The organism is Hyunsoonleella pacifica (assembly GCF_004310335.1).
In the GTDB taxonomy this organism is placed as follows: domain Bacteria; phylum Bacteroidota; class Bacteroidia; order Flavobacteriales; family Flavobacteriaceae; genus Jejuia; species Jejuia pacifica.
Map to the genome: position 1 here is coordinate 313,593 of NZ_SIRS01000002.1, position 12,537 is coordinate 326,129.

Consider the following 12,537-nt stretch of genomic DNA (forward strand, 5'->3'; position numbering starts at 1 on the left):
GCATTGGCATATCCCTTTTTATATTTTTTCTTTCAAATACTTACCTGTTTCAGAAGCTTTTACTTTTATAACATCCTCAGGAGAGCCAGAAGCAACTAGATTTCCACCCTCTTCGCCACCTTCAGGTCCTAAATCTATGATATGGTCAGCACATTTTATCAATTCTATATTATGTTCAACTACTATAATGGAATGGCCTTTAGCAATCAAAGCATTAAATGATTTTAATAGCTTTTGAATATCGTGAAAATGTAGTCCGGTAGTAGGTTCATCAAAAATAAAAAGAGCTTTATCTTTAGTATTGCCTTTTCCTAAAAAAGTTGCTAGTTTGATGCGTTGTGCTTCACCTCCAGAGAGCGTAGAAGAGCTTTGTCCTAAGGTAACATAACCTAACCCAACATCTTGTAAAGGTTGAAGTTTGTTTTTAATTTTATCTTGTCCATTGGCTTCAAAAAAAGAAATAGCATCATCAATAGTTGAATTTAAAACATCATCTATAGTTTTATCTGCAAATGTTACTTCTAATACCTCTTTTTTAAAACGCTTACCGCCACAAGTTTCGCATTCTAAATGTACATCGGCCATAAATTGCATTTCAATGGTAACTTCTCCTTCTCCTTTGCAAGTTTCGCAGCGCCCACCATCAACATTAAAAGAAAAGTGTTTCGCTTGATAGTTTCGTATTTTGCTTAATTTTTGTTTTGAGTATAAGGCACGAATATCATCATAAGCTTTAATGTATGTTACTGGATTAGAGCGAGAAGATCTACCAATAGGGTTTTGGTCTACAAACTCAATATGCTTAATGTTACCAAAATTGCCTTCTAAAGAGGAAAACTGACCAGCTTTATCGCTAAAGTCAGTCAATTTCTTTTGCAATGCAGGAAATAATATCTTTTTTACTAATGTACTTTTACCACTACCAGAAACGCCGGTTACAACCGTTAACATTTCTAAAGGAAAACGCACATCTATATTTTTTAAATTATTTTCTCTAGCACCCTTAATATCTATATAGTACTTTGAGGTTCTTCTAGTTTTAGGAACCTCTATCTTCATACTTTCATTTAAATATTTCGCGGTTAAAGACTCAGACTCGAAAATTTCACTAAAAGTACCATTGGCAACTACGTTTCCGCCAAAAGTGCCAGCTTCAGGACCAATGTCTATAATACTATCTGCAGCTTTCATAATGTCTTCATCATGCTCAACTACAATTACAGTGTTGCCCAGATCTCGTAAAGATTGCAGTACAGAAATTAACCGTTCTGTATCCTTTGGGTGTAGACCAATACTAGGCTCGTCTAAAATATACATTGAACCCACTAAACTACTACCTAAAGATGTGGCAAGATTAATACGTTGGCTTTCCCCTCCCGATAGAGTATTGGATTTTCGGTTTATGGTTAAATAATCCAGCCCTACGTTAGATAGAAATGAAAGTCGATTATTAATTTCCTTAAGTAGTCGATTGGCTATTTGTGTATCATAATCGTTTAGCTCTAATTCTTTAAAGAATTGCACTAGTTTTTTTATAGGCATTTCTACTAAATCAGTAATAGTAGTGCTATTTATTTTTACATAATTTGCTTCAGGACGTAAGCGCTTACCATTGCAAGTTTTGCATTTTGTTTTTCCGCGATAGCGAGATAACATAACCCTGTTTTGTATTTTATAAGCTTTAGATTCTAATTCTGAGAAGAATGAATTTAAACCTTCAAAGTACTCATTTCCTGTCCAAATAAGTTGTTTTTGTTCTTCCGACAGTTCAAAATAAGGCTTATGTATAGGAAAATCGAATTTATGAGAATTATTCACTAGTTGATCCTTATACCAGCTCATGCTTTCTCCACGCCAAGGAAAAATAGCGCTTTCATAAACAGAAAGTCCTGTGTTGGGTATTACTAAATCTTCATCTATACCTATAATATCTCCATAACCTTCACATTTTGGGCATGCGCCATAAGGGTTGTTAAAACTAAACAAATGAACATTTGGTTCTAAAAATGATATGCCATCAAGTTCAAATTTATTGCTAAATTCATGTTTTGCACTATCGTTTAGCGTTTCAACAATACATTCTCCTTTACCTTCAAAAAAGGCAGTTTGTATAGCATCTGCTAGTCGGTTTTTAAAATCTTCTTCGTGTTTAACTATTATTCTATCTACAACTAGTAAAATATTCTCTTTATTCTTAGGTAGATTGATAGTCTCGTCTATTCTTAAAACATCATTATCAACTTTTATTCTGGCATACCCCTGTTGTTTTAATGTTTTTAATTTATCTTCTATACTGCGCCCTTCCTCAAGGCATAAAGGCGCCAAGAGTAATAGTTTTTCACGTTCAGGGAAAGACATGATATGATTGAGTACATCCGTTACAGTGTTTTTTTTAACCTCATTGCCCGAAACAGGGGAGTATGTCTTCCCAATCCTTGCAAACAATAGTTTTAAATAATCGTAAATCTCTGTAGTTGTGCCAACAGTAGAACGTGGATTTGTAGAATTTACTTTTTGTTCAATAGCTATAGCGGGAGCAATGCCTTTTATATAATCTACTTTAGGCTTATTTAATCGTCCCAAAAATTGACGAGCATAACTAGATAGGCTTTCTACATAACGTCTTTGGCCTTCAGCATATAATGTGTCAAATGCTAAACTTGATTTTCCTGAGCCAGATAACCCAGTAATTACCACTAATTTGTTTCTAGGTATTACAACATCAATATTTTTAAGGTTATGCAATTTAGCGCCTTTTATGATAATATTTTCTTTTGGGTTTACTTCAGAAATTGTAGTATTCATAGGCTTTTAAAGGAATAATTTTACAAAGATACTATAAGTAAATGAGCATAAAAAATGAAGAATAGTTAAGGAAAATGTTAAAAAAAGATGTTAATTTTTGCTTTTTAGGAATGATTGTTGTTATATTTGAATTGTTGATAACTTATTAAAAGACTTGTCTATAGCATAATTTTACTTTTAAAAAATAAATAACCCCAAAGCTCGAAGCATACTTCGTGCATTAAAAGTAAATAACATGCAAAGAGAACTTATTACCGACGCTGTTCTAGTTAGTAGCTACATTAAAGGACAAGAAAGTGCACTAGAAACTTTAATCACAAGACACAAGCACAAAATTTACAGTTTTATTTATTCAAAAGTCTATGATAAAGATATCGCTGAAGATATTTTTCAAGACACATTTATAAAGGTTATACGTACTTTAAAGCGAGGCGCGTATAATGAAGAAGGTAAATTTTCGCCTTGGGTAATGCGCATAGCTCATAACCTAGTAATAGACTATTTTAGAAAGAGTAATAGAATGCCAAAATTTGATAATACTGGAGAATTTAGTATTTTTTCTGTACTTAGTGACAATTCCCTTAACGCAGAGAAAAGTATTATTAAAGAGCAAGTAGAGAGCGATGTAAGGCGATTGGTAGAGGAGTTGCCCCAAGACCAAAAAGAAGTGTTAATGATGCGTATCTATAACGATATGAGTTTTAAGGAAATATCGGAAAGAACAGGAGTAAGTATTAATACTGCGTTAGGAAGAATGCGCTATGCGCTCATTAATTTACGTAAGATAATAGATAAGCATAATATTGTTTTAACCAATTAGTTGTTGGTTATAATAATTTGGGCATTCCCCTCGAAGTCTAATCAGAACGTTTTTTGAGTTTTCGTGCTCGGGTCGCGCTTTCCGCGCTACACGGTAGCCAGCTGCAATCCCTAATGCAGATGCGGAACTATTTTGGTTTTTCAGGAAATATTAATTGTTATAATCATTTTTTAATGACTATCTGGTCTTTGGTTATTGTTATTTTAAGCAAAACGTTATTTCAAATACAATATTGGATTCTTTATAGCGTTATTATTTTGAATTAACCCTTAAAATGATAAAATGGCAAAAATTTACTCTGAAAATTCTTTAGAAAACACCAAAAACTTAAAGCCAAAAGATGAAACTGTCAAGTTTCTACTAAATTATTCTAAAGCTTTAAAAGTAAAAAACGGGAAGTACGGGAAGTACGAAATGCTTCTTAATTAATACTAAAAAGTTGAAAAAATCCTGATTTGTTTAGAATCAGGATTTTTTCTTCTTGTAATATTCCTTAATTACAGTTTTTCTTCCAATAGTTTTAGTAATCATATCTTTTTCTAAATCCCAACCACGAGCAGGAGAATATTCACGACCATACCAAATAATTTGCAAATGCAAATCGTTCCATAATTCTCTTGGAAATAAGCGTTTTGCATCCTTTTCAGTTTGTAATACATTTTTTCCAGAACTTAAATTCCAACGGTACATTAAACGATGTATATGTGTGTCTACAGGAAATGCAGGTATGCCAAACGCTTGAGACATCACTACGCTAGCTGTTTTATGTCCCACAGCTGGTAAAGCCTCTAAAGCTTCAAAACTCTGAGGGACGTTTCCGTCATGTTTTTCAATCAAAATTCTAGATAAACCATGAATGCCCTTGCTTTTCATAGGAGACAATCCAACAGGTTTTATAATATCACGTATTTCTTCTACAGATAATTTAACCATATCATAAGGGTTATCTGCAACTTCAAAAAGTAAAGGTGTTATTTTATTTACTCTTACATCTGTGCTTTGTGCAGACATTAAAACTGCAATTAATAAAGTGTAAGGGTCTTTATGATCTAAAGGAATAGGTATATGGGGGTATATAGCATTTAATGTTTTTATAACAAAGTCTACACTTTCTTCTTTAGTCATTTGGTTGTATTTTTGTAAAACGAAGTTAATAAATTATTAAACAAAAAATTGGTATGACAACATTAAAAACAGGAGATAAAGCACCTGACTTTACAGCTTTAGATGAGCAGGGAAATACAGTGCAGTTAAGTGATTATAAAGGAAAAAAATTAGTAGTCTTCTTTTATCCTAAAGCGAGTACGCCAGGATGTACGGCTGAGGCTTGTGATTTAAATGATAATTTTGATCGCTTTCAGGCGCAAGGCTACGAAATTTTAGGTGTAAGTGCAGATAGCGCGAAAAGACAGTCTAATTTTAAGAATAAATATGGTTTTAAATACTCTTTACTTGCGGATGAGGATAAATCAGTAATCGAAGCTTTTGGTGTTTGGGGACCAAAAAAGTTTATGGGTAGAGAATATGATGGCATACATCGAACTACATTTATCATAAATGAAGAAGGAGTGATTGATCAAGTAATCACTAAAGTAAAAACCAAGGTGCATGCTGCGCAAATATTAGATGCATAAAAAAAGGAGCCTCATGGCTCCTTTTTTTTATTTTTTCTTTCTTGTTGAAGTACGGTGTTTCAAGGTTAATGGCTTAAGAGGTCTTCTGGTATAACCAAACAATCTGAAATCTTTTATTAAATCGGCAGTACCTTCTGGAAGCATGTCTTCCCATCCAGGTTCGCCAGTCTCAATCATTTTTAAGGCTTCTCTGGAGAAGATATTCATAATGCTTTCATCGTAATCTTCAATGTCAATAACTTTACCGTTATATTTAAAGAATTTATACAATTCTTTCATTCGAGGGTATACTTTTAAATTTTCACTATCAATAAGTTCTCCTGTTTTAGGGTCAAACATAGGGTAGAGGTATACTTTTAAATCTTTAAAGAATAGTTTGCCAAAAGCTTCTAAGATACCTCCACTTATATGACGATAATATTTTTCATCAAAAATATCTATAAGGTTGCTTACACCCATTGCTAATCCCATTCTAGCTTTTGTGTAGTTAGAGAAGTATTCTACAACTTTATAATACTCTTGGAAGTTTGAAATCATTACTGATTGCCCTAGGGCGCATAACAAATCTGCTCTATCGATAAAATCTTGTTCATCTATTTTTCCTTCTGCGCGTAAATTAGAAAGTGTAATTTCAAAAACTACAACGGTTTTGTCAGGGTCTACTTTATTTTCCTTCACAAACATTTCATATGACTTCTTGTACATAGCCATATTTACCTTTGTTACGGGTCTGAAACTACCGCGAAGCGCTAGAATATTTTTCTTGTAAAAAATTCTGGCAGGTAAAACATTGTTGCCATCAGGACCAAATACTACAGCGTCAGTCATACCATTTTTTACTAACTGTAAGCTCATCAATCGGTTGTCAACATTTTTAAACACAGGTCCTGAAAAGTTTATAGTGTCAATCTCTAATTGGTCTTTATCTAAATGATCATAAAGATATCTTAGAAGTTTTTTAGGCTCATTGTATTTGTAAAATGCACCATATATTAGGTTTGTTCCTAGTACACCAAGTGTTTCTTGTTGTAAACGAGCGTCAGTTTCCTTAAATCTAATATGAAGGATGATTTCGTTATAATTTGCCCCAGCTTCAACCTGATATTTAATGCCAACCCAACCATGGCCTTTAAATTGCTTTGCAAAATCTATGGTGGCTACTGTATTGGCATAAGTAAAGAATATTTTATCAGGATTTTCATCTCTTGTAATACGTTCCTCCATTAATGCCATCTCATGGGAAAGCATTTTACGTAACCTAGACTCAGTAACATAGCGTCTATCATCTTCAATACCATAAATAGCATCACTAAAATCTTTGTCATAGGCAGACATTGCTTTTGCTATTGTGCCTGAGGCACCACCTGCTCTAAAAAAATGTCTAGCAGTTTCTTGTCCTGCTCCAATTTCAGCAAATGTTCCGTAAATATTTTCGTTAAGATTTATTCTGAGAGCTTTAGATTTTAATGAAGGAATATCATCAAATTCTCTGTCGCCATTTATGCTGATTTCCATAAGCAATCTAGGTTAATACAATTTTAGGTAAAGATACCAAATAACCATAGTTTACAAAAAAATAACCTTATTTTTGTTTAGTAAAATTATGGTTTTGAAGGTAACGTTTTTAGGTACTGGCACATCGCAAGGCATTCCTGTAATAGGTAGCAAACATCCTGTTTGTTTAAGTAGTGATAAAAGGGATAAGCGATTAAGGACATCAGTTTTGGTTGAGTGGGAAGATTATAGTTATGTAGTTGATTGCGGTCCGGATTTTAGACAGCAAATGTTGAGTGCTGGGTGTGAAAAAATTGATGGGATTTTATTTACTCATGAGCATTCAGATCATGTTTTAGGGTTAGATGATATAAGGCCTTTTTATTTTAAGCAAGGCGATATTTCTATTTATGCTCAGAAAAGAGTTTTAAAATCACTAAAGAGAAGGTTTGACTATATATTTCAAACCGAAAATAAGTATCCAGGAGCTCCTTCGGTGTCAATCCATAAATTAAAAAATAAAGCGTTTAATTTAAAAGGTTTGAATGTTATGCCTGTAAAAGGTTATCATTATAAGCTTAGTGTTTATGGTTTTAGATTTGGAGATTTTTGCTATACCACTGATTTGAAATCAATGAAACCAAAAGAAATTGAAAAAATAAAAGGGGTAAAAGTACTTGTGGTTAACGCCTTAAGAATAGAAAAACACTATTCTCATTTTAATTTAGAGGAAGCTTTAGATTTTATAGCTAAAATAAAACCCGAGCGCGCCTTTTTAACACATATAAGTCATAAACTAGGGTTTCATGCTGAAGTAGAGAAGGAGTTGCCTAAAAATGTGTTTTTAGCTTATGATAACTTAGAAATTACGATATAGAGATGAAGCAAAAAATTTTTATGTATCTGTTTGTGTTTGCATTATTGCTTATTATTTTTCAATATGCAAATGCTAAACGTATTTTTGAAGATCAAAATAGGAAATTAGAGAATTATAAAGTTAAAGCTGAAAAACTAACAGATTCTTTGTCTATCCTACAGAGTAATATGTTAACTCTATCACATTTTAATCTGGAGCGAAATGAGGATGCGCTAAGTTATTTTGAAAAGGATGGTTATGATGTAAGCAAATTAATTCCATTAATTAAGGATGAGATTTATAGCACGAATGAGATCGAAGGTCAGCACCCTATTGTGCCTTATGCATCTTCTGAGGGTAGAAAAATGCTAATTAATACCGTAAAGCTTCTAAATCATAAGTGGTTTATAGCTGATTTTTCAGATGGAGAGTATTGGGGGGAGATACTGGTTAATTATTACATAAACGAAGATAAAACCATTGATTTTGAGTTAGCAGAATCCTTTTTATATCCTTTTGATTAATTTATTCTATTTTATAAGCAATACCTTTGGCTTTTTTAACTTCGCCAACATAAGAATACTCAAAGGAGTAAGAAGAGTCAGTAGTTTTTAAAATTTTAAGGTGTATATCCTTTTGTTCTGACATATTCTTAGGATTTATAGTTCTAAAAACGGCTTCACAATCATTAATCCATCGTATTTCTGAAGAATCTGTATGATTATCATATGTTTCAATTTGTAGTTGTTCTGTTCTAACAAAGTATGACTTGTAAACTATACCATTAACAATAGATTCACTATAAAATTTACCTGTTCTATAATTTTTACAATTACGTTCGGTTTTGTAGCAAGATGTTAATAAAATTAATGCGAGGCAAAGCAGTGTATTTTTCATCTAAAATAATTTACTACAAAATTACAAACTAGAAATCTATTTTTCGAAGTTTTCAAAACTCCCATCAGAATAAAAAATGACAATTCGTTCAATTTTCTTTTCATGAGATGATTTAATACTTGCAATTTGTTTTGAAGGCATTTCTAAGGAAGGGGTAGGAGTTTGTTTTTCTATTTCTATGGTTTTAGGGAAGCTTCCTTTGCCGTTTAATAGCCAATATAATTCTACCTCAGGAAAAGTTGAAAGTACTTTTAAAACAAACTCTAAACTAGGCTTATTTCTACCAGATAATATGTGTGAAATACTTGAGCGTTGTACACCTATTTTTTCAGCAAAAGAAGAGGCAGACTCACCATAATATCCGATGATTTTTTGAAGCCTTTTAGTGAATTCTTCGCTGTTTATCATTGTAAATTGTTATCATGTGAGATTTGTTGTTACAAATGTAATAAAAAGCATTTAATTGAACTATATATATAACGAACACTTTGATTTTTTATTAATCAATTAATTTAAATAAAATATTTTAAAGTTATGATTACCAATAATTTAATATTGTATTTTTTGAAATAGTGTTAATTTGAAAAATTTATCGAATAGATGTGTTTCAATTTGTTTACTAAACTAAACAAAAGCCCATAAAGCAAGTGTTTACAATTGTAAAAACCGAAATGTTTACTTTTGTAGACCAAATAAAAGATATGGAAATTTCAGACTTGCAATTACTCTTTAATAATCATAAAGAATCTTCTCTCTATCATAGGTATATAACTAATGAAAAAATTATACCATTACTCTCTAAATATGATACAAAAGCAGAGGTAAAAATAGTAGGTAAATCAGTTTTAGAAAATGATATTTATGCAGTAAAAATAGGTAGCGGATCTAAGCGAATTTTGATGTGGTCTCAAATGCATGGAAATGAATCTACCACAACTAAAGCACTTTTTGATTTTTTAAATGTATGTATTGCGGCGAATGTTATAACAAATACTATTTTAGAAAATTGCACACTTTGTATTATCCCTATTTTAAATCCTGATGGAGCGAAAGTCTATACACGTGTAAATGCCAATAATGTAGATTTAAATCGTGATGCTCAACATAGAACACAGCCAGAAAGTATAATATTGCGAGAAGTTTTCGAAGATTTTAAACCTCATTTTTGCTATAATTTACATGGGCAGCGTACTATTTTTAGTGCTGGTAACACAAATAAGTCAGCAACAATTTCGTTTTTAGCACCAGCACAAGATAATGATTGCACCATAACTCCAACGCGGAAGATAGCTATGGAAGTTATTGCGGAAATGAATAACCATTTACAAAAAACAATTCCAGAGCAGGTTGGAGTATACGATGATGCTTTTAATATTAATTGTGTTGGGGATACGTTTCAAACTGAAAATGTTCCTACAATTTTATTTGAAGCTGGTCATTTTCATGAAGATTATGCTAGAGACATAACGCGAGAACTCATTTTTATATCTTATTTAACGTCTCTATATTATATTTCTAAAAATGACATTGATGGTAATAAATATAAATCTTATGAAGATATTCCTGAGAACAAAAAATTGTTTTTTGATGTTATTATCCGAAATGCACGTATAAACCAGAAAGATAAAAGTACTATGGATTTAGCTTTTCAATTTGAGGAGAGATTACTTGATGGTAAAATAGAATTTGTACCTATTTTTCAAAAAAGAGGGGAGTTGTTAGATAGTTTTGCACATAGGGAAATTGATGCTAAAGGGGCTATAATCTCAACTGTAGACAATAAAGTATTGGAACTAAATAGCGAAAACGTTTTCGTAAAATTAAATACTAAGGAAATCGCATTATTTTTAAAATAAAGCATATTAAATGTGCGTATTCTTTATAAAAAATGTATTATTTTTGATTTTTATTTAAGAATAGTTCATTATGGGGAAAATTAAACTAGACGAAATTGATCATCAAATTCTTGATATGTTAATTGACAATACAAGAATACCATTTACAGATATTGCAAAGAAGCTTTTAATCTCTGCAGGAACAGTGCATGTGCGTGTAAAGAAGATGGAGGAGTCAGGTATTATTAGAGGTTCATCTCTAACATTAGATTATAAAAAGCTTGGTTATTCATTTATTGCTTATGTTGGTGTGTATCTAAATAACACGTCTCAAACACAATTTGTGTTGGAGCGTATAAACGAAATTCCGTTTGTAACAGTAGCACATATTACTACAGGTAAGTTTAACATATTCTGTAAAGTAAGAGCTAGAAATACAGAACATGCCAAAGAAGTAATATTCAAACTTGATGAAATTGAAGGTGTATATCGCACTGAAACTATGATATCTTTAGAAGAAAGTATAAACGACAAGAAGAGGCTAATGCACTCTATATTTAATGAGATGTAAGTGTTTGATTGTCTTTTGATTACATTGTTAAGCCTCATTTTATGAGGCTTTTTTTCTTATTGTTTAGTATATTATGTGTTTGTTAAAGTAATTATTGTGTAATTCATAGAAAATTTTTGAAATACTTTATTTATTAAAAGATATTTAACCATTAAATAGAAACCAAATAAACCTACTTATCTACTTTATATGTTATTTAATTCTATAGAGTTTTTTATATTTCTACCAATAGTATTTATCTTATATTGGTTTGTTACTGCAAAACATTTAAAAGCGCAGAACTTGCTTATAGCAATTTCAAGCTATGTTTTCTACGGATGGTGGGATTGGAGATTTCTGTCTTTAATAGCGTTTAGTTCTATAGTTGATTACACTATTGGTATTCTTTTACAAAGATCAGAGTCTAAAAACAAACGAAAATTGTTGCTATGGATAAGTATTTGTGTTAACCTCGGATTTTTAGGCTTTTTTAAGTACTATAATTTTTTTGTACAAAGTTTGGTAGATTCTTTTACGCTTTTAGGACAACCTCTTGAAATTAGCACCTTAAAAATTATATTACCAGTTGGTATAAGCTTTTATACATTTCAAACATTAAGTTATACTATAGATGTTTATAATAAAAAACTGAAACCAACTAAAGATTTTATTGCATTTACTGCATTTGTTAGCTTTTTTCCTCAATTAGTAGCTGGACCTATTGAACGTGCAACTAATTTACTTCCTCAGTTTTATACCAAGCGTAAATTTATTTATGAATTAGCAGTTGATGGTATGCGTCAGGCATTATGGGGTTTATTTAAAAAAGTTGTAATTGCCGATAACTGTGCTAAGTATGCAAACATGATTTTTAATAATTATGAAGACTATTCAGGGAGTACCTTGTTATTAGGGGCTTTTTTCTTTGCTTTTCAGATATATGGAGATTTTTCAGGCTATTCAGACATAGCCATTGGTGTGTCTAGGTTATTTGGTTTTGATTTAAAGAGAAATTTCGCATTCCCTTATTTTTCTAGAGATATTGCTGAATTTTGGAGGAGATGGCACATGTCTTTATCTACTTGGTTTAGAGACTATTTATATATTCCATTGGGTGGAAGTCGAGGAGGTACAAGTATGAAGATAAAGAATACATTTATAATTTTTCTTGTTAGTGGATTTTGGCACGGTGCAAATTGGACTTTTATTGTATGGGGGGGCTTAAATGCAATTTACTTCTTACCACTTATGTTAACAAATAAAAACAGAATAAATACAGATATAGTGGCTATGGACAGTGTTCTACCAAGTATAAAGGAAATTTTACAAATAGTATTAACATTTTTCTTGACATTAATAGCTTGGGTGTTTTTTAGAGCAGATTCTGTAACTCATGCATTTTTATTTTTAAAAGGTATTTTTAATAGTTCTTTATTTTCGGCTTTTCAAATATTACCTAGTACAATTCTGCTTTTAGTTTTATTCTTTATCATAGTTGAATGGATAGGTAGAAGAGGAGAGTATGCAATTGACAGGATAGATACCTTAGGTAAACCTTTACGATGGTTATTTTACTTACTGATTATAATTTTAATGTTCAGTTTTACAGGTGAGCAGCAGGAATTTATTTATTTTCAATTTTAAAT

Annotated in this window: 13 protein-coding genes; 8 read left to right on the top strand and 5 right to left on the bottom strand. The window is 31.4% G+C overall.

Features of this window, described 5'->3' with window-relative positions:
• Positions 1–18 precede the first annotated feature (18 nt).
• Positions 19–2,805 (bottom strand): excinuclease ABC subunit UvrA, encoded by a 2,787-nt coding sequence (uvrA, locus tag EYD46_RS04795; RefSeq protein ID WP_130935928.1) that lies wholly within the window; start codon positions 2,803–2,805, stop codon positions 19–21.
• 235 nt (positions 2,806–3,040) lie between these two features.
• Here uvrA and EYD46_RS04800 point away from each other — a divergent pair, with 235 nt between their 5' ends.
• Together EYD46_RS04800 and EYD46_RS17705 are read left to right on the top strand one after the other, a co-directional pair.
• Positions 3,041–3,625, top strand: a complete 585-nt coding sequence (locus EYD46_RS04800) for an RNA polymerase sigma factor (RefSeq protein ID WP_130935929.1) — start codon at positions 3,041–3,043, stop codon at positions 3,623–3,625.
• 282 nt (positions 3,626–3,907) lie between these two features.
• Positions 3,908–4,054 carry a hypothetical protein gene (locus EYD46_RS17705; protein ID WP_165454340.1) on the top strand — a complete coding sequence of 49 codons (147 nt, stop codon included), beginning with the start codon at positions 3,908–3,910 and terminating at the stop codon, positions 4,052–4,054.
• Positions 4,055–4,090: 36 nt separating this feature from the next.
• On the opposite strand, the gene EYD46_RS04805 is transcribed toward EYD46_RS17705, so the two are convergent.
• On the bottom strand, positions 4,091–4,750 hold the full coding sequence (locus tag EYD46_RS04805) for an endonuclease III domain-containing protein (RefSeq protein WP_130935930.1): 660 nt from the start codon (positions 4,748–4,750) through the stop codon (positions 4,091–4,093).
• 53 nt (positions 4,751–4,803) lie between these two features.
• Here EYD46_RS04805 and bcp point away from each other — a divergent pair, with 53 nt between their 5' ends.
• Positions 4,804–5,259 (top strand): thioredoxin-dependent thiol peroxidase, encoded by a 456-nt coding sequence (bcp, locus tag EYD46_RS04810; protein WP_130935931.1) that lies wholly within the window; start codon positions 4,804–4,806, stop codon positions 5,257–5,259.
• 27 nt (positions 5,260–5,286) lie between these two features.
• Here bcp and EYD46_RS04815 read toward each other — a convergent pair whose 3' ends face one another.
• Positions 5,287–6,774 (bottom strand): TonB-dependent receptor, encoded by a 1,488-nt coding sequence (locus EYD46_RS04815; protein WP_130935932.1) that lies wholly within the window; start codon positions 6,772–6,774, stop codon positions 5,287–5,289.
• 94 nt (positions 6,775–6,868) lie between these two features.
• On the opposite strand from EYD46_RS04815, the gene EYD46_RS04820 reads away from it, so the two are divergent.
• Together EYD46_RS04820 and EYD46_RS04825 are read left to right on the top strand one after the other, a co-directional pair.
• A complete protein-coding gene (locus EYD46_RS04820) occupies positions 6,869–7,630 on the top strand; it encodes an MBL fold metallo-hydrolase (RefSeq protein ID WP_130936236.1) in 762 nt (253 codons plus the stop codon).
• 2 nt (positions 7,631–7,632) lie between these two features.
• Positions 7,633–8,133 carry a hydrolase gene (locus EYD46_RS04825; protein WP_130935933.1) on the top strand — a complete coding sequence of 167 codons (501 nt, stop codon included), beginning with the start codon at positions 7,633–7,635 and terminating at the stop codon, positions 8,131–8,133.
• Between the two features lies 1 nt (position 8,134).
• Here EYD46_RS04825 and EYD46_RS04830 read toward each other — a convergent pair whose 3' ends face one another.
• Both EYD46_RS04830 and EYD46_RS04835 read right to left on the bottom strand, forming a co-directional pair.
• Positions 8,135–8,506, bottom strand: a complete 372-nt coding sequence (locus EYD46_RS04830; RefSeq protein ID WP_130935934.1) for a DNA topoisomerase IV — start codon at positions 8,504–8,506, stop codon at positions 8,135–8,137.
• Positions 8,507–8,542: 36 nt separating this feature from the next.
• Entirely contained in the window at positions 8,543–8,914 is a 372-nt protein-coding gene (locus EYD46_RS04835; RefSeq protein WP_130935935.1) for a helix-turn-helix domain-containing protein, read from the bottom strand.
• A gap of 263 nt (positions 8,915–9,177) precedes the next feature.
• Here EYD46_RS04835 and EYD46_RS04840 point away from each other — a divergent pair, with 263 nt between their 5' ends.
• The 3 genes from EYD46_RS04840 to EYD46_RS04850 all read left to right on the top strand — a co-directional run bounded on the left by EYD46_RS04840 (position 9,178) and on the right by EYD46_RS04850 (position 12,535).
• Positions 9,178–10,362 carry a M14 family zinc carboxypeptidase gene (locus tag EYD46_RS04840; protein WP_241657674.1) on the top strand — a complete coding sequence of 395 codons (1,185 nt, stop codon included), beginning with the start codon at positions 9,178–9,180 and terminating at the stop codon, positions 10,360–10,362.
• Positions 10,363–10,432: 70 nt separating this feature from the next.
• Entirely contained in the window at positions 10,433–10,912 is a 480-nt protein-coding gene (locus EYD46_RS04845) for an Lrp/AsnC family transcriptional regulator (protein WP_130935936.1), read from the top strand.
• Between the two features lie 189 nt (positions 10,913–11,101).
• Positions 11,102–12,535, top strand: a complete 1,434-nt coding sequence (locus tag EYD46_RS04850; RefSeq protein ID WP_130935937.1) for an MBOAT family O-acyltransferase — start codon at positions 11,102–11,104, stop codon at positions 12,533–12,535.
• Positions 12,536–12,537: the final 2 nt, after the last annotated feature.

Coding starts and splice junctions, on each gene's coding strand:
- uvrA (WP_130935928.1), bottom strand. CDS start 2,805: ATGAATACTACAATTTCTGAAGTAAACCCAAAAGAAAATATTATCATA.
- EYD46_RS04800 (WP_130935929.1), top strand. CDS start 3,041: ATGCAAAGAGAACTTATTACCGACGCTGTTCTAGTTAGTAGCTACATT.
- EYD46_RS17705 (WP_165454340.1), top strand. CDS start 3,908: ATGGCAAAAATTTACTCTGAAAATTCTTTAGAAAACACCAAAAACTTA.
- EYD46_RS04805 (WP_130935930.1), bottom strand. CDS start 4,750: ATGACTAAAGAAGAAAGTGTAGACTTTGTTATAAAAACATTAAATGCT.
- bcp (WP_130935931.1), top strand. CDS start 4,804: ATGACAACATTAAAAACAGGAGATAAAGCACCTGACTTTACAGCTTTA.
- EYD46_RS04815 (WP_130935932.1), bottom strand. CDS start 6,774: ATGGAAATCAGCATAAATGGCGACAGAGAATTTGATGATATTCCTTCA.
- EYD46_RS04825 (WP_130935933.1), top strand. CDS start 7,633: ATGAAGCAAAAAATTTTTATGTATCTGTTTGTGTTTGCATTATTGCTT.
- EYD46_RS04830 (WP_130935934.1), bottom strand. CDS start 8,506: ATGAAAAATACACTGCTTTGCCTCGCATTAATTTTATTAACATCTTGC.
- EYD46_RS04835 (WP_130935935.1), bottom strand. CDS start 8,914: ATGATAAACAGCGAAGAATTCACTAAAAGGCTTCAAAAAATCATCGGA.
- EYD46_RS04840 (WP_241657674.1), top strand. CDS start 9,178: ATGTTTACTTTTGTAGACCAAATAAAAGATATGGAAATTTCAGACTTG.
- EYD46_RS04845 (WP_130935936.1), top strand. CDS start 10,433: ATGGGGAAAATTAAACTAGACGAAATTGATCATCAAATTCTTGATATG.
- EYD46_RS04850 (WP_130935937.1), top strand. CDS start 11,102: ATGTTATTTAATTCTATAGAGTTTTTTATATTTCTACCAATAGTATTT.